Annotated in this window: 16 protein-coding genes and 1 pseudogene; 10 read left to right on the top strand and 7 right to left on the bottom strand. The window is 43.4% G+C overall.

Features of this window, described 5'->3' with window-relative positions; translation table 11 throughout:
• Positions 1-206: 206 nt before the first annotated feature.
• The 4 genes from A3763_RS14460 (at position 207) to A3763_RS14445 (ending at position 5,852) form a co-directional block, all read left to right on the top strand.
• Positions 207-1,097, top strand: coding sequence for a PP2C family serine/threonine-protein phosphatase (locus A3763_RS14460; RefSeq protein WP_068508396.1), 891 nt, complete (start codon positions 207-209; stop codon positions 1,095-1,097).
• A gap of 22 nt (positions 1,098-1,119) precedes the next feature.
• Positions 1,120-2,856 carry a serine/threonine-protein kinase gene (locus A3763_RS14455; RefSeq protein ID WP_068553013.1) on the top strand — a complete coding sequence of 579 codons (1,737 nt, stop codon included), beginning with the start codon at positions 1,120-1,122 and terminating at the stop codon, positions 2,854-2,856.
• A 373-nt stretch (positions 2,857-3,229) separates the two neighbouring features.
• Positions 3,230-4,903 carry an AMP-binding protein gene (locus A3763_RS14450; protein WP_068508392.1) on the top strand — a complete coding sequence of 558 codons (1,674 nt, stop codon included), beginning with the start codon at positions 3,230-3,232 and terminating at the stop codon, positions 4,901-4,903.
• A gap of 562 nt (positions 4,904-5,465) precedes the next feature.
• Positions 5,466-5,852 carry a PqqD family protein gene (locus A3763_RS14445; RefSeq protein WP_068508390.1) on the top strand — a complete coding sequence of 129 codons (387 nt, stop codon included), beginning with the start codon at positions 5,466-5,468 and terminating at the stop codon, positions 5,850-5,852.
• A 64-nt stretch (positions 5,853-5,916) separates the two neighbouring features.
• Here the strand turns inward: A3763_RS14445 and A3763_RS14440 are convergent, their stop codons facing one another.
• Positions 5,917-7,569, bottom strand: coding sequence for an electron transfer flavoprotein-ubiquinone oxidoreductase (locus A3763_RS14440; protein WP_068508388.1), 1,653 nt, complete (start codon positions 7,567-7,569; stop codon positions 5,917-5,919).
• Between the two features lie 705 nt (positions 7,570-8,274).
• Between A3763_RS14440 and A3763_RS14435 the strand changes: the two genes are divergently transcribed.
• Together A3763_RS14435 and A3763_RS14430 are read left to right on the top strand one after the other, a co-directional pair.
• A complete protein-coding gene (locus tag A3763_RS14435; RefSeq protein WP_068508385.1) occupies positions 8,275-9,024 on the top strand; it encodes an electron transfer flavoprotein subunit beta/FixA family protein in 750 nt (249 codons plus the stop codon).
• 1 nt (position 9,025) lies between these two features.
• Positions 9,026-9,955: an electron transfer flavoprotein subunit alpha/FixB family protein gene (locus A3763_RS14430; RefSeq protein ID WP_068508383.1), complete on the top strand. Its 930-nt coding sequence runs from the start codon at positions 9,026-9,028 to the stop codon at positions 9,953-9,955.
• 60 nt (positions 9,956-10,015) lie between these two features.
• Here A3763_RS14430 and A3763_RS14425 read toward each other — a convergent pair whose 3' ends face one another.
• Positions 10,016-10,774 (bottom strand): pseudouridine synthase, encoded by a 759-nt coding sequence (locus A3763_RS14425; RefSeq protein ID WP_231872206.1) that lies wholly within the window; start codon positions 10,772-10,774, stop codon positions 10,016-10,018.
• A gap of 134 nt (positions 10,775-10,908) precedes the next feature.
• On the opposite strand from A3763_RS14425, the gene A3763_RS14420 reads away from it, so the two are divergent.
• Together A3763_RS14420 and A3763_RS14415 are read left to right on the top strand one after the other, a co-directional pair.
• Complete coding sequence (locus tag A3763_RS14420) at positions 10,909-12,096, top strand: efflux RND transporter periplasmic adaptor subunit (RefSeq protein WP_068508381.1); 1,188 nt, start codon at positions 10,909-10,911, stop codon at positions 12,094-12,096.
• 15 nt (positions 12,097-12,111) lie between these two features.
• Positions 12,112-15,252: an efflux RND transporter permease subunit gene (locus A3763_RS14415; protein ID WP_068508378.1), complete on the top strand. Its 3,141-nt coding sequence runs from the start codon at positions 12,112-12,114 to the stop codon at positions 15,250-15,252.
• A gap of 60 nt (positions 15,253-15,312) precedes the next feature.
• On the opposite strand, the gene A3763_RS14410 is transcribed toward A3763_RS14415, so the two are convergent.
• From A3763_RS14410 to A3763_RS14400, 3 genes are all read right to left on the bottom strand, one after another.
• Positions 15,313-16,383 carry a hypothetical protein gene (locus A3763_RS14410; RefSeq protein WP_068508376.1) on the bottom strand — a complete coding sequence of 357 codons (1,071 nt, stop codon included), beginning with the start codon at positions 16,381-16,383 and terminating at the stop codon, positions 15,313-15,315.
• A 112-nt stretch (positions 16,384-16,495) separates the two neighbouring features.
• Complete coding sequence (locus A3763_RS14405) at positions 16,496-17,551, bottom strand: DUF2804 domain-containing protein (RefSeq protein ID WP_068508373.1); 1,056 nt, start codon at positions 17,549-17,551, stop codon at positions 16,496-16,498.
• A 63-nt stretch (positions 17,552-17,614) separates the two neighbouring features.
• Positions 17,615-18,643 (bottom strand): GGDEF domain-containing protein, encoded by a 1,029-nt coding sequence (locus A3763_RS14400; RefSeq protein WP_068514654.1) that lies wholly within the window; start codon positions 18,641-18,643, stop codon positions 17,615-17,617.
• 243 nt (positions 18,644-18,886) lie between these two features.
• On the opposite strand from A3763_RS14400, the gene A3763_RS14395 reads away from it, so the two are divergent.
• Positions 18,887-19,540, top strand: a complete 654-nt coding sequence (locus A3763_RS14395) for a hypothetical protein (protein WP_068514657.1) — start codon at positions 18,887-18,889, stop codon at positions 19,538-19,540.
• Positions 19,541-19,630: 90 nt separating this feature from the next.
• Here A3763_RS14395 and A3763_RS14390 read toward each other — a convergent pair whose 3' ends face one another.
• Entirely contained in the window at positions 19,631-20,458 is an 828-nt protein-coding gene (locus A3763_RS14390) for an HDOD domain-containing protein (protein WP_068634391.1), read from the bottom strand.
• Positions 20,459-20,571: 113 nt separating this feature from the next.
• Complete coding sequence (locus A3763_RS14385) at positions 20,572-21,312, bottom strand: DUF599 domain-containing protein (RefSeq protein ID WP_068514659.1); 741 nt, start codon at positions 21,310-21,312, stop codon at positions 20,572-20,574.
• Positions 21,313-21,900: 588 nt separating this feature from the next.
• Between A3763_RS14385 and A3763_RS14380 the strand changes: the two are divergent.
• Positions 21,901-22,181: pseudogene (locus A3763_RS14380) on the top strand (triacylglycerol lipase); the annotation flags it as partial.

The following is a 22,181-nucleotide window of genomic DNA, read 5'->3' as shown; positions in this document are numbered from 1 at the left end:
CCAGCTCTTCGAATTTTCCCCTTAAGATTTATGTAACTGATTGAAAAAATAATATACGAAATAGAAATTTAGTATTTTCAGGTGCTTAGTCTTTGTGAGCTGGCTATACTGAAGCTAAGGAAAACAAAAAATATATGCCATAAGCTTCGGATAACTACGGAGGCTGTGTGGTATCCATAAAGTAATAAGGTGTGTACTGACCCATCATGTTGAAATCAACCTCCGTATGCCATCAGGGCTTGGTTCGTGAAAGAAATGAAGATAGCGTTGTAGCCAATGAAACTCTGGGCCTGTGGGTGGTTGCTGATGGCGTCGGCGGAAATGCGCATGGTGATGTCGCGAGTCAATTAGTCGTTCAAACAATTGAACGACGGATTCGTCAGGGAAAGTCGCTGCGAGAGTCTGTTGAAGATGCAAATTCTGCACTGATATCTGCGGCACGAAGTCAGCAAGAATTGGAGGGAATGGCTAGCACTGTTGTGGTTAGTCTGTTTCATGGGCATCAATTTGAGCTAGCCTGGGTTGGGGATAGTCGTGCCTATTTGATAGATAGTGAGGGTCTGTCTCAATTATCCACAGACCACAATCTTGCTAATGAGTTACTTCAACAGGGTATTATTTCTGAAGGTGAATCTCGGACTCATGCTGGGCAGCATGAGCTGACTCAAGCGATGGGACAGATGAATCTGGAAAAAATTCCCAAGGTTTTAGGCGAATTGCACGAAGGTGATATCCTGCTTTTATGTACAGACGGTTTGTCTGGTCCATTGGAAGAAAGTACGATCTTTCAAACAGTTTGTGATAGCCCTTCTTTGGATGAGGCTGGAGAGACACTATTAGATTTGGTGTTGGAGGCAGGCGCACCAGATAACGTGAGCTTTTCTTTAATTCAGTTTCAGGAAGATGTCCGTCAAATTCGGGCGTCGGATTTTAACTCTAAATCTAAAAACAAAACTGCAAGCATCGTCCCGCCTAAGCTTGAAGGTACTTACCGCCACGCGTTTGATAAAAGAGCTTATTTGCGTCATCTCAAAGGTAGGTCGATGATGTTGGCTTTGGTCTTGTTCGCAATAGTGTTTTTGATTTTCTTTATCTAGTTTCTAAGGACGGAAGAACAATATGAAAGAGGGTCGTTACGCGTACCAAGACAAAATTGGTGAAGGAGGCATGGCCACGGTATATCGTGGTATGCAGTTGTCGCTGAATCGTCCAGTTGCGATTAAAGTTCTGTCGGCAACGCTTTCAGATAATCCCTCAGTCATAAAGCGTTTTAAGCGAGAAAGCTTAATTATCGCCCGTTTGAACCACCCCAACATAATACATGTTATCGATCGTGGAACGACAAGCAAGGGGCGCCCTGTATTCGTGATGGAATTCGTTGAGGGCATAAACTTAGCGGACGCGATTACTGAGCGGAAGTTTGATTTTAACCAAAAAGTCGATATCGCTATTCAAATGTGTAAAGGAATCGCCTATGCGCATAAATTTGATGTTATTCATCGAGATATCAAACCGGCAAATGTCATCATCGATAGAGAGGGCTTTGCGCGTCTTTTAGATTTCGGTATCGCTTCTTTTTTTGAAGCCGATAAAGATATGAACCCTGATGAAACGCGCTTAATCATGGGAACAGAAGCCTATATGGCTCCTGAGCAGCACAAAGGCATCGCCTTTACCTCTACTTTGAGTGACGTTTATTCGCTGGGAGTGGTGATGTATGAATTATTCACCAGTACCTTGCCACTACCCAATGCGCCTCCAATGGCTCAGATTGATGCCAATATAACTCCAGCCCTTGAAAACCTTATTCATCAGTGTCTTGCTGTTGACCCTGCTGAACGTCCTCAGTCTGTAGAGCAGGTCCGGACTCAGTTGCTTTTGGCGATGAAAGGTCAGCATATTGCTGAGGAACAAGTGAATCGGGCAGGAGAAGGCTTAGCCTCTATTCAGCAAAAATTTGGCTTACTTGATGTTATGCAGGAAGACAAATTTGGCGCGGTTTATTTGTATGAAGATAAGTCCTCTCACAAGCTTCTGGTAATTAAGAAGCGTACCTCTACTTTTACGGGGTATCGTGAGGCAAAAATGCTTCACAGTTTGAAGCATCCGAATCTGGTTAATATTCTAGGAACATCCAAGAACGATAGTGTATTCATTGTTGTTATGGAATATGTCTCGGGTGGCAGTCTGCAGGACCGCTTGATTGAACCTATGGGAATGCAGATGTTTTTGAATACGGCGGTTCAAATTTGTAGAGGTTTGGCGTTTGCGCATCAAAATAGGGTTTGCCATGGCAATTTGCGTCCTAGCAATGTTTTGTTGACTTCAGATTTCCAGGTTAAATTGACAGACTTTGGTTTGGATGAGCATTATCGTGTCAAAGAGCGAGATGGTAACTGGTATGGAGATGCTGATGATCGAAAGGACGAGTTATCTGATATTTTTTCGCTTGGCGCAATTTTTTATCATGCATTAACGGGGGTTCCTCCAGCATTTAAGGATGGCAACCTGGTTAAGACCCAGATATTCATTAAATTACCCGTTGATATTCAGCAAATAGTTGGTCGCATGCTGTCACGTCGCCGAGAACAGAGACCGCAAAGCGTTGAGTCTGTCTTGTCCGAGCTTTTGCCGCTTCAGGAGGAGGAAAAGACGAAAGTCATTGAATCTCCTCGAGAAGATGCCCCGGAAATTGTTCAAAAAGAGACAGTAATAAAGTATCAGCGAGTGAATTGGTTAACGATACTGCTTGCGGTTGTGATGGTGGTATCTATTGTTTTGAATGTCTTGTTACTAGGGGATAGTGGCAGTGACGTGCGTGACGCAATTAAAAGCTTCTTGGACTTATATATATAAATAAGTTCTTTTATGGGCTCCTGGGTCGCCCTCTTCGGATGAGGGTATCATGTGGCCATGCTTGCACTGCTTGCAGAATAGCACGCTTTGACTATTATTGATTGAATGGGAGCGTGACTCCGAGTCGTTTTCTGTTACTTCGGCTTTCATGAGACCTCAAAAAACAATCAGATCATTCCGTATGTGTTTACTGAGTAGTTGTGAGTATTGGCTATCTGCATAAAGGAGCCATAAATTACTAAGTTTTTCGGGTGTTTTACAGTTTTTTATTTTAATTTTTGTTCACACCTTTTATTATGATCAGCTTCGGGTATAAATCTAAGTTGAAAGACGGAATTTCTAAACTAAATACAATAGGGCTACAGACATCACCATGACCTCTTTGAAGAAAGTAAAGCTGCCTCTTGAGCAGGTATATCGCTGGGAAAAAGCAAAAGCGGATGATATTTATCTAACTCAGCCAATGGGTAACGGCGTGGTTCAGGAATATACCTGGAACCGAGCAGTTGGCGAGGCCAGAAGGATGGCTAGCTATATTAAATCTTTAGATTTACCACCAAAAAGTCGAATCGGTATTCTTTCGAAGAACTGTGCGCATTGGATCATGAGTGATCTGGCGATCTGGATGGCGGGTCATATATGTGTACCTCTTTACCCTACGCTAAATGCTGAAACGGTTAAGTATATCCTTGAGCACAGTGAAACGCAGTTGTTATTTGTTGGTAAACTGGACGACTGGGAAATGATGAAACCTGGTGTGCCAGATGATTTACCTTGTGTTTCTTATCCTCTAAGTCCAAAAACAGATTACCCAAGCTGGGATAACCTGGTTGCTGAGCATGCTCCGATACAAGAAGATACTGTTCGGGATGCTGACGAGTTAGCGACGATTGTTTATACATCGGGTTCAACCGGCAAGCCAAAAGGCGTTATGTTGTCATTTGAGGCCTTAGGTATTGCAGCAAGCGGTGTTGCACAAGCTTTGGATATAAAGCCTACTGATAGAATGTTATCTTACTTGCCACTGGCGCACGTGTTTGAACGTTTTGCGGTTGAGCAGTCCTCTATCCATATAGGTGCTCAGTTATTTTTTGCTGATGCTTTGGATACCTTCCTGGACGACTTGCGTCGTGCTAAACCAACGGTCTTTATTTCTGTTCCACGCCTGTGGTCCAAGTTCCAACTAGGTATCTTTAAGAAGATGCCTCCTAAGAAACTAAATCGTTTGCTTAAGATTCCAATTGTGTCTGGTTTGGTCAAGAAGAAAGTATTGACTGCTCTGGGCTTGGAATACTGCCGTTTTGCTGGAAGTGGTTCGGCGCCGTTATCAGGTGATATCATTAATTGGTATCGTAACCTGGGTCTGGAATTGCTAGAAGGTTACGGTATGTCTGAGAATTTTGCATATTCTCATATCTCATTGCCAGGCCGCTCAAAGGTTGGTTATGTAGGTGAGCCGATGCCGGGTGTTGAACAGCGTATTTCAGAAATTGGTGAGATCGAGGTCAAGAGCCCTGCTACGATGATGGGCTACTATAAAGACGAAGAAAAGACCAAAGAAACCTTTACCGAGGATGGCTTCTTGCTGACTGGTGATAAGGGTGAAATTGATAGCATGGGTCGCTTGCGTATTACTGGTCGTATTAAGGAAATCTTTAAGACCAGTAAAGGTAAGTATGTTGCTCCAGCGCCAATTGAAAACAAGATTGTTGGTCATGATTCTTTAGAGATGGTCTGTGTTGCTGGTGCTGAACAGCCTCAGCCTTATGCTTTGTTGATGCTTTCGGATGAAACTTTTGCTAAGCAGGGTGATGAGTCTTTCCGTAAGCAGGTTGAGCCGGAATTGGAAGCCTTAATGAAAGAGGTTAATGCTTCGGTTGACCCGCATGAGGCGCTGCAATTTATGGTTGTTGTGAATCAGCAGTGGACGATTGAAAATGAGTTCCTGACGCCGACAATGAAAATTAAGCGTAATGTAATCGAAGATGTTTACGCACCTTCTCAAGACGGATGGTATGGCAGTAAGCAGAAGATTATTTGGCAATAAGCCAAACTTAATGTGATATTCAAAAGCCCGCTTATGCGGGTTTTTTATTTTTGCCTTGTTGAGCTCAGTTGTTTGGACCTCAACTGAATTTAGAACTTAAAGCTACTTTGGATACCCAGGGATCAGTCTGAGCTGGATTCGCTCAAACCAAATCCGGAGAGCAAGCTGTAACTGCGCTTTCGATTAGGTACCCAAGTTGTGCTCAATCCGAGCTTTCTGATCGGCTCTCTTGTTATAGAAGATGCTTGCTTGAAGTAATAGCTGGCGCCCAACATGAAGCCTTTGTCCATAAGTCTCTGTATAGAGGCTCTGCCATACCATCGATTATTATATTTCTTGGACGGTGAGTCGCCGGTAATCTGATTATGAAAGGGATGAAAAAGACCATTATGAGTTTGAAGAGTTTGAAGAGTTTGAAGAGTTTGAAGAGTTTGAAGAGTTTGAGGAACCAGTGTTCGAAGACTGAGGTTCTGAGGTGGTAGGTGAAGGTTCAAATTGGGTATATATGTTAAGTGGATATTAGGTTTAAATATACGTCAAAGATTACTTGGAATATGAACTTATGGATAATAGTCAGTTTTTTTATCGTATTGCACCTTTCTCATCTAAAGAGGGGCGAGTTGCTCTGGTAGATATTTTAAACATAGACAACACAACGCCTTTGGATGACTGGCTAGGTTTGGTTGTTTCGTTAGCGGATGGCTTTCATACCCTTCAGCAGTTGATTGATCACTTGTCTGCTCAGTACTCGACGCCTCCCGATAACCTGGAGAAAACTATTTACTCAGTAGTTGAACGTTTGGTTGAAAGTAAAGTGATAGAATTGAGTCAGCGTGTGACGACCTTACCTTATTACTTGAGTGGCCCCGTTGATGAGTTGGATATGGAGCGAGCAAGAAGAGAACTTGCGCTTCAAGATGGTCAGCCAGATGGTGGGTCGCTGCATTAGTTAGCGCTTTCCCATAAGGAAATAAAAAAGGCAGCCTAGGCTGCCTTTTTCTTTGAATATGAATCTACATATTCGGATAGTTTGGACCGCCGCCGCCTTCTGGTGTGACCCAGGTAATGTTTTGTGCAGGGTCTTTGATATCACAGGTCTTACAGTGAACACAGTTTTGAGAGTTGATTTGGAAGCGCTTATCGCCGTTATCTTCTTCTACAATCTCATATACACCTGCTGGGCAATAACGCTGTGCAGGCTCATCAAACTTAGTCAGGTTGTGGCCAAGAGGGATAGAGTCATCCTTAAGCTTTAAGTGGCACATTTGATCTTCTTCGTGGTTTGTATTCGATAGGAATACAGAAGTAAGACGGTCAAAGGTGATGTTGTTATCCGGCTTAGGGTAGTCGATCTTTTTGCATTCTGCTGCTGGCTTAAGTGCAGCATGGTCGTAAGTTTTATCGCTGAAGCTGAAAGGCAGTTTACCACCAAAGATGTTTTGGTCGATAAATGTATAAGCCGCACCAAGGTAAGTGCCAAACTTATGCATAACGCCAACGAAGTTACGCGTGTTGTACAGTTCGTCGTGTAGCCAGCTGTTCTTGAACTTCGCTTCAAAGTTGGTCGCTTCTTCGCCTTCTGCACCGCCAGCAAGCTTCTCTGCAACAGCTTCTGCAGCCAGCATGCCACTCTTCATTGCTGTGTGAGAACCTTTGATTTTCAGCGGGTTCATTGTTCCTGCGTCACAGCCAATTAACATGCCGCCAGGGAATGACATCTTGGGAAGTGCATTGATGCCGCCTTTAATCAGTGCTCGAGCGCCATAACTAACACGCTTGCCGCCTTCTAAGGCATCTTTTAGTACAGGGTTAAGCTTACAACGTTGCATCTCTTCAAAAGGTGATACGTGTGGGTTGCTATAGCTAAGGTCAGTAATTAAACCGAGTACTACTTGGTTGTTTTCAATGTGGTAAAGGAACCAGCCGCCTGTGGATGAAGACTCGCTTAGTGGCCAACCCAGGCCGTGCATAACAGTACCTTCACGGTGTTTAGCTGGGTCGATATCCCAAAGTTCCTTGATGCCGATACCGTAATGCTGAGGATCTTTTCCCTCATCTAGGTTGAACTTAGAGATGATTTCTTTGCCAAGATGTCCACGACAACCTTCAGCAAACATTGTGTATTTAGCGTGTAACTCCATGCCTGGCATGTAAGAGTCTTTTTGTTGGCCGTCTTCGCTGATGCCCATGTCGCCAGTAGCAACACCTTTTACACGACCATCTTCATGGTATAAAACTTCTGCTGCAGCAAAGCCTGGGTATACTTCTACGCCAAGTCCTTCAGCTTGCTCGCCTAACCAGCGGCAAACGTTGCCAAGGCTAACAATATAGTTGCCATCGTTGTGTGTAGGTTTAGGGATAAAAGCGTTTGGAAGTTTTACCGACTTTTCCTGATTGGTCAGGAAGTAAAATTCATCACCTGTTACAGCGGTATTTAATGGTGCGCCCATTTCTTTCCAATTAGGGAACAGCTCATTTAACGCTGTTGGTTCTAGAACTGCGCCAGACAGGATGTGGGCGCCAACCTCAGATCCTTTTTCTACAACGCATACGCTGATTTCATTACCAGTCTCTTCAGCGATTTGTCTTAGACGACAGGCTGCTGATAATCCAGCGGGGCCACCGCCGACAATGAGTACGTCAAACTCCATCGATTCACGTTCCACAATAGGTCTCCTCGTGCATATACGTTATATAGCGTCCTGATGTTAAGCCTGTTTAGCTGGACCAGAGCGCAGTTTTTAGTTTCCGCTTTTTTACGGCGCGCGAATTATACAGTTATTCGCTGAAATTCGCACCCCCAGTCTTTCTGACTATGCTAATTCACAATATGGCAGTGACGGAAGTAGTGATGAATACCTCTCTTTTAGCATGTTGACTAAATATATAGCCACTTTAGCTTCCTGTGCTGCAAAGAGAGTTTCAAACAAACGTTTGAATTTTACCTGTTTATTCAATGTATGTAAAAGGTAGTTGTTATCCTGGTATTCGCAATTGATTTAGAGCATAAAAATATAGAAAAAGAGTGTTGAAATAGGTGCGATTTAATGTGCAACTATTGACCTAAAAGCGATTTATCGGCAGAATCATGCGCTTCGCGAAAGCTGTATTTTATTTAATCTTGGAAGGCTAGTGAGTATTTGCTGGTTTTTTCGAGGGTTAAATGCTGATAAAACACCGCTTAAGAGCCCGAATGGACTAAAGTAGTGTAAATTATATTTTTGCTTCGCGCCTGTATCTGGGTCTATCTAGGTCGTTGTTCAGGGTTTACCGGTCATTGTTAATTTTTATTAGTTAGCGAATGCTTGGGTAAGTAAAACTTTGAAGAATGATAAGACCTCTAAATTCAATTGTTAATTAACGAGGAATCTATGAAGGTTCTGGTCGCTGTTAAACGAGTTATTGACTATAACGTCAAAGTTCGAGTTAAGCCTGATAATTCAGGTGTAGATCTTACTAATATCAAAATGGCAATGAACCCATTCTGTGAAATCGCTGTTGAAGAAGCGGTTCGCTTGAAAGAGAAGGGTGTTGCAAGTGAAATCGTAGTGGTTTCTATTGGTCCTAAAGTTGCTCAAGAGCAAATTCGTACAGCCCTGGCGCTAGGTGCGGATCGCGGTATTCTGATTGAAACTGACGAAGAAGTTCAGTCTCTACAAGCTGCAAAATTATTTAAGTCTGTTGTTGAAAAAGAAGAGCCACAGCTAGTAATTCTTGGTAAGCAGTCTATCGACTCTGATAACAACCAAACTGGTCAGATGCTTGCTGCATTGACTGGTATGCCTCAAGGTACGTTTGCTTCTGAAGTTGTTGTTGATGGCGACAAAGTAAATGTTACTCGTGAAGTTGATGGTGGTCTGATGACAGTTGGTTTGAACTTGCCAGCAGTTGTAACAACTGACTTGCGTTTGAACGAGCCACGTTATGCTTCTCTTCCAAATATCATGAAAGCGAAGAAAAAGCCGCTTGAAATGACAACTCCAGCTGACCTGGGTGTTGATGTTGCTGCTAGCTTGAAGATTACCAAGGTTGAAGAGCCAGCTACGCGTTCAGCAGGTATTAAAGTTGCCGATGTTGCTGAATTGGTTGACAAACTTAAGACTGAAGCGAAGGTGATCTAACATGAGTATACTAGTAATTGCAGATCATGATAACGGTAGCATCAAGCCAGTTACCCTAAACGTTTTGAGTGCAGCAAAAGCGATCGGTGGTGACATCGACGTGCTAGTTGCAGGCGAAGGTTGTGGTGCGGCGGCTGAAGCAGCTGCTAAAGCTGAAGGTGTTGCTAAAGTATTGGTTGCAGATAATGCAGCCTACGGTCACTCTCTAGCTGAGAACTTATCTCTACTAGTTGCTGATCTTGGTAAAGGTTATTCTCACATCGTTACTTCTGCGGGCACTACGGGTAAGGACTTCCTTCCACGTGTAGCTGCTTTGTTGGATGTGGCGCAAATCTCTGACATCATCAAAGTTGAATCAGCTGATACTTTCGTTCGTCCTATCTATGCAGGTAATGCGATCGCTACTGTTCAGTCTTCTGACGGCATCAAAGTAATCACTGTTCGTGGTACTGCGTTTGATCCTGTTGCTGCTGAAGGTGGTTCTGCTGCTGTTGAAGCTATTGATAACGTTCAGGATGCTGGCATCTCTACCTTCGTTGGTGAAGAAATGGCTAAGTCTGATCGTCCAGAGTTGACTGCTGCTGACATCGTGATTTCTGGTGGCCGTGGTATGCAAAATGGCGACAACTTCAAGATTCTTGAGTCTGTTGCTGACAAGCTAGGCGCTGCTGTAGGTGCATCACGTGCCGCTGTTGATGCTGGCTTCGTACCTAACGATATGCAGGTTGGTCAAACAGGTAAGATTGTTGCACCTAACCTTTACATCGCTGTTGGTATCTCGGGTGCTATCCAGCACTTGGCAGGTATGTCAGGCAGTAAAGTAATCGTTGCAATCAACAAAGACGAAGATGCTCCTATCTTCCAGGTTGCTGATTACGGTTTGGTTGCTGATTTGTTTGAAGCTGTTCCAGAATTGGACGCTGCACTTTAAGCAAAGCTAAGTTCTAAAAACCGATACATGAAAGTGTATCGGTTTTTTTGTGCCTGACTATTAATCAGGCTTTGCTTCGTAAGGTGTCAAGTTCGTAAGTGCCTTTGTAAAGCTCTCTTCTAGCGGACATTCTAATGTCACGTTTTGCCCCGTCACTGGGTGATTGAACGTAAGTTTGGTCGCTGCCAATAATAAACGATGACTATCAAAATTTTCTTTGAATAGACGGTTGTGCTCACCTTTCCCATATTTTACATCACCGATAATTGGGTGGCTGATGTGTTTTAGGTGGCGCCGAATTTGATGCTTTCTGCCGGTTGTGGGCTTCAGTTGGATGTGGCTGTATCGTGAACTGGGGAAGCGCCCATCTGAGAATGGCAGCTCAAAACTGCACATTCGTTCATAATGTGTGACAGCTTCTTTAGGGTCTTTTTTTTGAAGTTGTTTTTGCATGTGTTTGAAAACTGCGATTTCTTTTAGAGGGTGATTGATCTCTCCATTGGTGGGAGTATACCCGCGAACGATTGCTTGATATGTCTTATTGACCAAGCGGTTTTCAAAATCTGAGCTAAGCTGAGAGGCGATCTCGGAATGCAGAGCAAATAGGAGTAGCCCTGATGTCGGTTTATCCAAACGGTGTACCGGATAGACCCACTGATCAATCTGGTTTCGCAATATTTTCATAGCATAGCTAGTTTCATGCTTGTCGATGGGACTTTTGTGTACCAGTAAACCTGCAGGTTTTTGTATAGCAATTAGGAACTTATCTTGGAAGATAATGGATAATTGCTCAGTAGCTTGTGTATCGGGCATTTGCATAACGATTGTTCTATAAAAAGAAATCAGTTTTCTGAAAGGCCATATTCTAGCACTGTACTGGATTCGTTGGGTGAAGTTGGTAGTATCTCCGTTTCTATAACAAATACATTAATACACAAGTAATGGAAGAACGAATGAGTACGTTTAATTTAAGGTTTGGTATCAGCAGGTTATTTGTCGTTATAGTCACTTGCTTAACAGTTGTTGCTTGTAGTGAAAATGGTAAAGATCAAGAAAACCCTGAAGCAGCAATGGCCGCAATGCCGCCACCTCCTGTGACCGTTGCAGAGGTAATACAGGGCGAGGTTAGTGACTGGAAGGAGTATACAGGTCGTCTAGAAGCTTCAGACAGTATTGTCGTCATGCCGCGCACTTCTGGTTACATACTATCGGTAGGCTTTGAAGATGGAGCTTATGTCAAGAAGGGTGACTTGCTATTTCAGGTAGATTATCGAACGGTGCGTGCAGAAGTTCAGCGCCTGGAAGCGGAAGTTAAACGCAATGTAGCGGAAATAGAATTATCTAAACGTGATTTAAAACGAGCAGAAAGTTTACGTAAGAAAAGCGCGATTTCTCAAGAGCAGCTCGATAACAGTCGCACCCGCTTAACTCAAGCTATTGCCGCAGTAGAAAGTGCGAAGGCAGACTTGAAACGAACTAAAGTCCTCGATGCAATCACCACCGTAAAAGCTGAGTTTGATGGCCAGGTTTCTAATGCCCGTGTGAAAAAAGGGAGCTCGGTCATTGCAGGTAGCACAGTGCTGACTACCTTGGTTTCTACTGATAAAACACATGCATATTTTGATGTTGACGAAAAAACCTTTGCTCGTTTGCGTAGCTTAGGAGAAGGCAAGCGTTTGGATGAAATGAATATTCCTGTATTTATGGGGTTGGCGGGTGAAACTACATATCCGCATCAGGGAGTGATCGATTTTGTTGATAATCAGGTTGATATCAGTACGGGTACAATACGACTGCGTGCAGTATTTAGCAATGAAGATGGTAAGTTCACGCCAGGGATGTTTGCGCGGATTAATATGCAGATAGGTGCGAGCTATCCAGGAATTCTTGTTGATGAGAAAGCTGTCGTGACAGACCTTAGTCATAAATATGTATTGGTTTTAGGAGAAAACAACATCTTGGAATATCGCCCTGTTCAGTTGGGTCCTAAATTCAAGGGTTTGAGGGCGATTAAGAGTGGCCTGGAAGCTGGTGAAAAGATTGTTATCAAGGGGCAGGGCTTGCCAAATGTTTTCCCTGGAATGCCGGTATCACCTAGTGATGCAGATATGGCGCCAGCCACTAACAATAGCCAAGGCTAGGAGCGGCAAGCCAAAATGAGTATTTCACAATATTTTATTAGCCGCCCGATCTTTGCTGGCGTGCTCTCGATGATGATCTTCCTAGCTGGCTTGATCGCCGTCTTTCAATTGCCGATAACAGAATACCCAGAGGTTGTTCCGCCAACCGTTGTGGTTAATGCTAGCTATCCTGGCGCAAACCCCGAAGTGATGGCGGACTCTGTTGCTACGCCATTGGAACAGGCGATTAATGGTGTTGAAGGCATGCTTTATATGTCCTCACAAGCAACCTCAGATGGTAGCTTGGCAATTACTGTTACCTTTGAGCTGGGTACTGATGTCGATGATGCGCAGGTACAAGTCCAAAACCGTGTTTCGCGAGCGATTCCCAGGCTGCCGCAAGACGTTCAACGTTTGGGGGTGACCACAACCAAATCTTCACCTGACTTAACGATGGTCGTGCATCTGTTATCACCTGACGATAGCTATGACATGTTGTACCTGTCTAACTTTGCTAACTTGAAAGTGCGCGATGAACTTGCTCGCCTAGAAGGTGTTGGAAATGCTCAAGTATTTGGTGCAGGGGATTACTCTGTGCGTATCTGGCTGAATCCTGAGCAGGTATCTGCGATGGGTATGACCACCAGCGATGTGATCAATGCCATACGGGAACAAAACCGTCAGGCCGCGGCAGGGACAATTGGCGCGCCGCCCGGAGCGGAAGCAGCACCGTTTCAGCTGTTGATAAAGGTAAAAGGTCGTTTAGAGACTTTAGAAGAATTTGAGGATGTTGTACTGCGTGTTGGCGATAACGGAGCCATCACGCGCTTAAAAGATGTCGCGCGAGTTGAATTAGGTTCAAATTCCTATGCGCTAAGATCCTTGCTAAATAACAAGCAGGCCGCAGCCATTGCAATTTTTCAACGCCCTGGCTCAAATGCGATCCAGATCTCAGACGATGTTCGTGCGCGTATGGAAGAATTGAAGAAGACTTTCCCTGCGGGTGTTGATTACAACATCGTCTATGATCCTACCATTTTCGTGCGAGGTTCTATCGAAGCGGTTGTGATGACTTTGCTTGAAGCCATGGTGCTTGTTGTGATTGTGGTCTTACTGTTCTTGCAGACATGGCGAGCATCAATTATTCCTTTAGTTGCAGTACCTGTTTCTTTAGTTGGGACATTTGCAGTGATGGCCATGTTTGGCTTTTCTTTAAATGCACTAACGCTTTTTGGATTAGTCTTGGCTATCGGTATCGTAGTAGATGATGCGATTGTTGTGGTTGAAAACGTAGAGCGAAATATTGCTTTAGGAAAGAGTTCTATTGAAGCCACGAAGCAAGCTATGCGAGAGGTGACCGGGCCGATTATTGCTACCTCCTTGGTATTAAGTGCTGTATTTATTCCAACAGCCTTCATCTCTGGTTTGACTGGGCAGTTTTACAAGCAATTTGCCCTAACCATCGCTATTTCAACAATTATATCGACTTTCAATTCGCTAACTCTTAGCCCGGCTTTGGCCGCGGTGTTATTAAAGCCCCATGATGCAAAGAAAGACCGACTGAGCCGTATCATTGACGCCTTGTTTGGTAAGATTATTTTTGGCCCGTTTAATAAATTTTTTAGTGCCTTGACTGAAGGTTACACCTCCTTACTGAAAGTCATAATCCGGCTTTCTGTGATTGTTGTTTTGATTTACGCAGGCTTGATGGTATTAACCTCGCACCAATTTAAGACAACTCCCACCGGGTTTGTTCCTGCTCAAGACAAAATGTACTTGATTGCCTTTGCACAGTTACCTGATGCATCAAGCTTGGATCGCACTGAAGCGGTGATTAAGAAAATGTCAGCGATCGCCCTGGAGCATCCGGGAGTAGAATCATCAGTCGCTTTTCCCGGGTTATCACCTAACGGCTTCACGGTATCCTCGAATGAGGGGGTTGTCTTTGTCACCCTAAAGCATTTTGACGAACGCCAAGCACCTGATATGAGTGCTGACGCGATTGCTGGTGCCTTATGGGGGCAGTTTATGGGAATAGATGAAGCCTTTACGGTTATTTTTCCTCCGCCTCCCGTTATCGGTTTAGGCACTACTGGTGGCTTTAAACTGCAGATTGAGGATAGGGCAAACCTGGGCTATGAACGCTTGTTTCAGGAAACACAAAAGGTTGTAGGCCAAGCCTGGCAAACGCCAGAGTTAACACAGGTTTTCTCTTTCTTTCAGGTTAATGTACCGCAAATAGAAATTAACGTTGATAGAGAGAAGGCTAAAGTTCATGGTGTAGCGATATCAGATATTTTTGATACCTTGCAAGCCTATATGGGCTCGGTATATGTCAATGATGTCAATTTATTTGGTCGCACTTATCAGGTCAATGTGCAGGCCGATGAAGCCTTTAGAGTAGATGAAACGCAGCTGGAAAAGCTAAAAGTGCGCAACCGTGAGGGATCAATGGTGCCGCTTGCTTCGTTTGTAACGGTGCAGCACGGCGCTGGTCCAAACCGCGTTTCTAAGTACAACGGCTATCCGGCGGCTGACCTAAATGGACAAGCCAAGCCCGGTTATAGTTCTGGTCAAGCAGAAGCAGCCATCACAGCTATTCTCGACCGCTCTTTACCAAATGGGATGGCTTATGAATGGACAGATCTGAAGTATCAGCAGATTCTAGCGGGTAATACGGCTATCTATATTTTCCCCTTGGTTGTTTTACTGGTCTTCCTAGTGTTGGCCGCGCAGTATGAGTCATGGTCGTTGCCACTGGCGATTATCTTGATTGTGCCAATGGTTTTGTTGTCAGCGATGACGGGTATTATTTTGTGGGGTTTGACTAACAATATCTTCACGCAAATAGGTTTTATTGTGCTGGTTGGGCTGGCTGCGAAGAACGCCATTCTTATCGTTGAGTTTGCCAAAGAGAAAGAAGATAGTGGCATGGGGTTGCTTGAGGCGACGCTTGAAGCCAGCCGCTTGCGTTTACGCCCCATTTTAATGACTTCGCTTGCTTTTATTATGGGGGTGGTGCCCTTGGTGTGGGGTTCAGGAGCGGGTGCAGAAATGCGTGAGGCGATGGGTGTTGCTGTATTTGCAGGTATGATTGGGGTTACCGTTTTTGGCTTACTCTTAACGCCTCTCTTCTATAAGTTAGTCAGGCATCTAAGCAACAGAAAAAAGTTGTAGGGTAGAGCTTCTTATTTCTACCTATTAAGGCGGGAATTTCCCGCCTTAATATTTTATAGGCTAATCTAGTAAATCTATGACGGTTTGAGAGTTATAGAAATCTTCTAAATGGCGTCTCAGAAGCTCCTCTAGAATGCCGTTTTCTTTAAATGCTTCTAAAGCCTTGGGTGCGAATATTTTTATGGGCGCAATAATTCTATCTTTTGAGACATCAAATTCCTCGAGCAAGACGTCGAGGTTTTTTCTGCCGTAGCGCTTAAAGAAGTAGTCTACGATGGTTTCATAACTGCTGATGAAATAATCTGTTTTTCTAAACTTAAGCCAGAAGTCATAGCCTAAGGCGATAAATTCAGATAGATCTAAACTGTCCATACCTTGTTGAAATTCAGACATGGGTTTATTTTCAATCGCTTCCCATAGCTCCATTGCAGAGTCGCGCAATTGCTCATCGCTTACTGAGCCTTCTAGAAACTTCTTGCTTTCGTCCAGGATAAAGTCGAGGCTGTCGATAATAAAACTTTTTACGCTCTCCTCTACTCCGGAGCCAATTTTTGGCGCAGCTTTGCTGACTACATTTCTTCCCATCTTGAGCATTGAGGACACGCCCGGAATGTTCTTGCTGATTAGGTTGCTTTCATAAATATAGCGAAGGATAGCTTGGTAAAGAATGCCTGATATTAATTCGGCATATATCGGTAGCTCAATTACTTTGTCTATGCCTTTGTTTCGCTGCTCCTTTAGCTCTAAAGCTTTGTCTATGAATTCTTCAAAGTCTTTTTTGCTGATGATTTGGTTCAGTAAGGTTTCTTGATGTTTTTTTGATGTAAATAGAGTGTCGGCTGCCTCACCCGCAACTTCGGCGATGGCACCTGGAATACTTGAGCTAACGACGTTTTCGTATATAACTTGTTTGATTTGTTTAGCGCTGACAAACTTATTTAGATGGATTTCTCCTACAGCTTTCAGTAAAAACTCAGTCTCTGAATCGCATAGCTCAATAAAACGATCGGAGTTAAAGCACTCAAGTTCGTGCTTTAAATGTAGCTCTAATAGCTGTTTTGAGAGTGAGGGGAGCTCACTTTTATCATTTGCTGTGTCGTGCTTGGTTTTGTTTGCTTGGCGCTTAGTCATAATAGACTCCTGTAATATAGCTTACAGTTGTACCCTTAATGTCTAGAGGCGTCAAATCAAAAGTCTATTTTTGCTGTTGATGTGTCGTAATTAAATTGTCTAGTATGGACGTTTACCACTTAGAGTACTGATCTTCGACAAAACCATATTGAGATTCAATCTCGTAGCGTTTGCCTTCAGCGGTGATTAAGTGCCCCTTAAACTTGCCGAATATTTGTTTGAAGTTTGTGGCCATGAAACCGGCATTGAGGTGTTCCTTATGCATTCCTTCAGGCACAAAGCTTAGATCAAGCTGTCCGTTTTCACAGCTGATTCTCCACGCGGAGCTTTCTTCATCCCGGTCATATCTGAACTGAACTTGAGGTAGTTGATGGAGCTTATCGCCAACCCAAAAGCAGTTTTCAGAATAGCCTGTTTCATTGACGCCCCAAGACACATTGAGCCCGAGCGGTGGCTTATCTTCTGATCTATCGGCTGTGGAGTAAGATGCGCCGGAAAAGCATGCCCAGTTCCAGAATGTTTCTCGACGCATGTACCCAGCCGAAAAGTCATGATGCCCATAACAAGCAATTTCATTTAGCTTGAACTTGCCGAGAGCACAGTGAACTTCACCGCTAGCAGGAAGTGCTGCCGTTTTTTGAGCATAGACCCAGCCATTGACTGCGGTCGGTGTACAAAGAGCCATTTCCTCAAAGCTTGGTTTCTCTATGGTTTCGGCCTGAATGTTGAGCTCCGAGCCAAAATCAATCTCGAGTATTTTGCGCCGCTCGCCCTGTGAGTTAAGTTGGTAGCGCATTTTGATACTATGCTTGCCTGACTTGAAGCTTGATATGCCATTATCGGGACGGTTCGTCATATCTAGCCCGAGTGCAAAAGGTTTTTTGAATTGCCAAGTAAGCATTTTTTTATCTGAAGTTCGATAGATATAGACAAAAGCTGCGCCCAAATAGCGTAAGTCAGCTAATGCGCAGCCAAATATCAGGTCACCACTTATGCCGCCGAAATATTGAAAGCGTTTAAAATTGAAATGGCGCTGCCACTTATTGGCGCGTTTGTTCATTGGTGTTCGATAATCTGCGTCATTGATATTAATTTCATTGACGGCGTGTTTGAAGCGTCCTAAATGAGGCTTCCCGTGAGAGTTGATCAGAGAGTAGGGTTGAAGCATAAGTGTTACAGTTGTTCTAGTTGTTATGGTTTGTTTTGGGGGCAGAGTCTAGATCGTCAGAGATTAATCCCAGAAGTCGATAGAGCTCTCTACGGGTTCAACGGCTTCAAGTAAGCCTTTTTCTAATAGCACTTCATACGAGTTAACCTGGTTACGACCATTTTGTTTTGCGTAGTAGAGCGCTTTATCTGCTTTGGAGAGTGTTTCTACAGGGTGGTCGTTTTTGCTTAGGTCGGCAAAGCCGATGCTAACGGTAACCTGGCCAACCTGAGGGAAGCGGCGAGCCTCTATCGCTGCTCTGCAGCGTTCGAGAACAACCAAAGCTTGCTCTTTCTGAACGTCTTTTACCAATACCACGAACTCTTCACCACCGTAGCGGAAAAACAGGTCTTGCTGTCGGAGGACGGACCTGACTGTCTGTGAAAATAGAACTAGCGTCTCGTCACCAATTGCATGGCCGAAGCGATCATTGATAGATTTGAATTTATCGATATCTAGAATGGCAATCGCTTTAAAGCTGGTATCCTTTGCATGCAGTACATTGTGTTGTGAAAAGGCAAGGTCGGAAGAGACTTGGTCAAAAGCTTGACGATTTAAGATGCGTGTAAGCGGGTCATGGCCTTTTTCGTGCAAGTTGCGAAAGATATCGACAGCGATTTGCAGAAAGCCTACGAGAGTGTTTTTAATATCCTGGTTCTCGTAGCGGTGGCGCAAAACAACCAGGTGAGACACGCTTTTGTCATATAACACTACCGGAATGACGATTTTAAAACGCGTTCTGCTTTCAACCTTGTATACCTCTTCTTTAGAAATATAAGCCGACAGCATGTCCATGTCGTTATTTAAATAGATGTCGTTGGACTTCCCGCTACACTCTATGCCGATAAGTGTGGTCGTTTTATGATTGGAGCGCCGTGTAGCTTGTAGCTCATAAACTGACAAATCGACGCGTTCGAAATTATTGATAAGAATGTCATCGAGTGCTGTGACAAGTTCTCTAATGTTCGATTGGCTGGTCAAGCTTTTTATTAGAGTAAATAGCTGCTCTATTTCCATAATGGAAGGTCTATCACAAATAGAAGAAACGACCATTATCGTTATTCTCTGCCATAAAACCAAGTAAATTAATATAGAAGACGTTAACAATTCGTTACATTTTGCAATTGTTTACCAACAGACCGCTCATAACTTATTGGCTATGATTACTATATCGAATTTAGGTGAGACGATTCAGGCCCGTCTTTCTTCAATTTAGGTTTAGATTTCATGTGTACTTATTTATCCCGGACATTGTCCGGGATTTTTTTTGCCTGAATCTTACCGTTTTCCCTCTCAATGCTTATTAAAACTTCGACTGCTTCAAAATTAGAGTGGCTGCTTCTTGGTTTAGGGCTTCACTATATAGTAGTCTTTCAGTCTTTGTTGTTTCGGGTTGCTGGCTTAAAGCGTTTGCATTTAAGTCGCCCTGGCTTTGCTAGCGTCAAGGATGCACTAATAGATCTTATGAAAAAACTACTGCTTACTCTGATTCTTGTTCTTACGCCGGTACTGGCTTTTGCTGAATTCAAGTTGGAACACTTAGGGCTCGACGACTTAAGTGTGGAGGACTTCTCCTGGAAAAATATCTCTGACCTGGAGGGGTGGACGCCTCGTTATACCTATGTTGTTGATGATAACTTGATTGGCCGTACCCATTATATGGGAATGTCATTTTTTAAACGTCAGGGTGCAGCGCACGAAGGAATCACTTTACGAGGTGGTTTTGGGCATTTTGGTGAAAAGATTAACCTCAGTTACACCAGTGGCTTCTCTTTGATGGGAGTTGATATGGGCTTGTCTTATTTAATATTGGACAAGGATAATCTACGACAGCATGAGAACGAGATTGAAGGCTTAGGTCTAGAGCTAGGTTTGCGTTTTTGGGTGGTCCAGTTGATAGCCTTACATATGGATGAAACCTCTTATGTTTCTTTAGGTTATGGTTTTTAATGGTAGCCGATTCAAAAAAATGATCTTTTCGGTTTTCTATTAGGCAAAGAAAAAGCGCTCAAATGAGCGCTTTTTGAGAGATTATCTGACTTAGTCTTTCAATAACTCTTCAATATCATCTTCCGCTTCTGCAAGCTCAACTAACTCTTCGAAGAAAGATACCAGATTGATATCAATTGGCTTAGCAATGTCCACCGGGAACTGAGATAAAATTTCTTGCTTTTCTTGCTCGGCTTTAAACGCTTCATTTAAGTAGTCGGCCAAGTAAACGATGCTTGAATAAGCGGAATACTCTTCAAAGTCGTTAGGGGCAGCCTGTTGACGTATTCCATTTACAATTTCTGTTGGGAAGTTCCAGCGTTTGGCAAGTTCCGAGCCTGCTTGCGTGAAGTCATAGCCAAACTGGTTGTCTTGTAAGTCAATTCGATTAGCGCCTGATTCAACTAGCTTGTCAATTTTAACGGCAGACTCTTCATGATAAATATGAATTAGTAGCTCGCCGATGTTACGCATCATGCCGATTGTGAAGGCTGTTTCAGGGTCTGAGTCAGTGTGTTTAGCAATTAGCTTGCTGATGCTGGCAACCATGAAACTATCACGCCAGAACTGTTTTTTATCAAAGCCCGGGATGTCTTGGAAAGCACCAGTAATACCAGAGGCAACGACTAAGGTTTTCAGGGTATCGATGCCGAGCATCACAACTGCAGAGTCGATTGAGGCGATCTTACGTCCTGCACCATAGCGCGCGGAATTGGCTAGACGCATAATTTTGGCAGAAAGGACCTGGTCCATCTGTATTTTTTTTGAAATCTCATCAACATTGGAATGAGGATCATTAAACTGCTTGATCAGTTCTTGCACCACTTTCGGGATGTTGGGTAAATTTGGGCTTCCTTTAAATAGCGATTCTAAAGACATTCCTGTAACTCCTACGGGTCAATTGCCTTTGTTTTATATTTGTTCTAATGAGTATAGAAAAAGCCCGCGATCGGTAAAGAATAGACTTGTGACTTTTTGTTTTTTATTGAGTTTTAGCGCATTGCTTGAGACAGCTCTTCTTTACCCACCAGGATTTTAAGTGTGGATGACTTAAATTCACGACGAAATAGAATAAAGACAATAAGGGTGCTGGCGACCATAAATACCCATGGGTTGATAAACCAGGTCAGCATGGCGATAGAGAAATAGTAAGTGCGTAAGCCACTATTAAAGTTGTTAGCGGCCATGGAGGCCATGGAAGCCATGCGTGAAGCAAGCGCCTCCCTCTCTTCATTACTGCAGTCTTCACTAGGGGTTGGCGCCCCGCCAACCATAATGGTTACAAAACCATATTGGCGTAAGCTCCAGGTAAACTTGAAGAAGGCATAGACAAAAACAAAAATTAACGTAATGACTTTGATCTCCCATTCCGAGCGATCGGTGGGGACTGCGAAGGGGAGCCCTTCTATGAGGTGTATTGCTTTTTCAGTTGAGCCTAAGATGGTTATTAAGCCAGCGAGAATAAGCATGGTCGTTGATGCAAAAAAAGAAACACCTTTTTCAAGGTTCGCAATTGCAGCATTGTCAGCGATTCTCATTTCTCTAGTCAGGACCCGGAGCATCCACTGAAACCGGTACTGGTGAAGTTCGGATGCAAGGCTCGGAGAGTCTTCGGTGCTTCGGTAGCTTCGAGCACTGGCGTATTTCATATAGCCATTAAAGCAAACTAAAAACCAGATAATGGCTAGTAGGTTTAGCCAATTGTCGCTGATAAACAGCGTGAGGGTTGTCATAGAAGCTCCAAGCAGGGAAGTATATCGATTAGTGGTCAGATTGCTTAGGTCGTTTAAGCGCAGGGAGCAATTCTAAAGAACTAAGGTTCAGGGATCAATTTACAGAAAATTTTTAGCTTGGGTGCTTATTTATAATTGTTTGGTGATTTGAGAGCAATCACCCAAATGGGGGGAATTGTTGAAAATAATAACGGGGTCTAAGTTAGCGGTTGCGCTTCTTGAGCTCTGGTTTTGAGCTGTGAGAGGATTGGTTTGTAGAAACGTTTTCTGTAGCAAAAATAGTTTTTCAATAAACTTTGCTACAAAACATGAGAAATAAATATAACAAGCTCAATACATACTATTGGATTTAGATAATTCTTTATATGCGGTAAGAATTAGTAGTTCTGGTTTAGTGGTTCTGGTCTAGAAAAACTGAATGCGCATTATTTATAGTGCTAGAAGCTTTGGTTTAGAAAATAATTGGTTAAAAAATGTTCGTTTGTGATCTTGTAGAACCTTTTTTGATTGGTTTTTTGTCAAGCTAGTCTTAAGCGCTATTGAATAAAGCGACCCTGATTAATAAAAACAAATAATAGGCAAAACAATATGAAAGCTAAAAATAATAAATTTGGCCAAGCTAAAAGCTGGCTTTTACTCACGGCACTGATGGTCTTTAGTGCTCAAGCAAGTGCAATTTGTTGGTGGTGGCAGGATTGCGACGCCTACGAAACAAAATACCCTATCGTTCTAGTTCATGGTGTTTCGGGCTTTAGCGATATTTTAGGTATCGATTACTTTTATGGTGTTAAAAGTGCTCTTAAAGAACGTGGTGCCAAGGTTTATGCGCCGAATGTGACTGCATGGGATGATGCATACCAGCGTGGAGA

It is taken from the genome of Oleiphilus sp. HI0128, from assembly GCF_001635365.1.
This window is presented reverse-complemented; position numbering and strand designations above follow the sequence as displayed.

Excerpts from the sequence above, each read along its gene's own strand:
- A3763_RS14445 (WP_068508390.1), top strand. The coding sequence starts at position 5,466 with ATGGATAATAGTCAGTTTTTTTATCGTATTGCACCTTTCTCATCTAAA.
- A3763_RS14455 (WP_068553013.1), top strand. The coding sequence starts at position 1,120 with ATGAAAGAGGGTCGTTACGCGTACCAAGACAAAATTGGTGAAGGAGGC.
- A3763_RS14400 (WP_068514654.1), bottom strand. The coding sequence starts at position 18,643 with ATGGTCGTTTCTTCTATTTGTGATAGACCTTCCATTATGGAAATAGAG.
- A3763_RS14450 (WP_068508392.1), top strand. The coding sequence starts at position 3,230 with ATGACCTCTTTGAAGAAAGTAAAGCTGCCTCTTGAGCAGGTATATCGC.
- A3763_RS14410 (WP_068508376.1), bottom strand. The coding sequence starts at position 16,383 with ATGACTAAGCGCCAAGCAAACAAAACCAAGCACGACACAGCAAATGAT.
- A3763_RS14415 (WP_068508378.1), top strand. The coding sequence starts at position 12,112 with ATGAGTATTTCACAATATTTTATTAGCCGCCCGATCTTTGCTGGCGTG.
- A3763_RS14425 (WP_231872206.1), bottom strand. The coding sequence starts at position 10,774 with ATGCAAATGCCCGATACACAAGCTACTGAGCAATTATCCATTATCTTC.
- A3763_RS14385 (WP_068514659.1), bottom strand. The coding sequence starts at position 21,312 with ATGACAACCCTCACGCTGTTTATCAGCGACAATTGGCTAAACCTACTA.
- A3763_RS14405 (WP_068508373.1), bottom strand. The coding sequence starts at position 17,551 with ATGCTTCAACCCTACTCTCTGATCAACTCTCACGGGAAGCCTCATTTA.
- A3763_RS14420 (WP_068508381.1), top strand. The coding sequence starts at position 10,909 with ATGAGTACGTTTAATTTAAGGTTTGGTATCAGCAGGTTATTTGTCGTT.
- A3763_RS14390 (WP_068634391.1), bottom strand. The coding sequence starts at position 20,458 with ATGTCTTTAGAATCGCTATTTAAAGGAAGCCCAAATTTACCCAACATC.
- A3763_RS14460 (WP_068508396.1), top strand. The coding sequence starts at position 207 with ATGTTGAAATCAACCTCCGTATGCCATCAGGGCTTGGTTCGTGAAAGA.
- A3763_RS14435 (WP_068508385.1), top strand. The coding sequence starts at position 8,275 with ATGAAGGTTCTGGTCGCTGTTAAACGAGTTATTGACTATAACGTCAAA.
- A3763_RS14430 (WP_068508383.1), top strand. The coding sequence starts at position 9,026 with ATGAGTATACTAGTAATTGCAGATCATGATAACGGTAGCATCAAGCCA.
- A3763_RS14395 (WP_068514657.1), top strand. The coding sequence starts at position 18,887 with ATGCTTATTAAAACTTCGACTGCTTCAAAATTAGAGTGGCTGCTTCTT.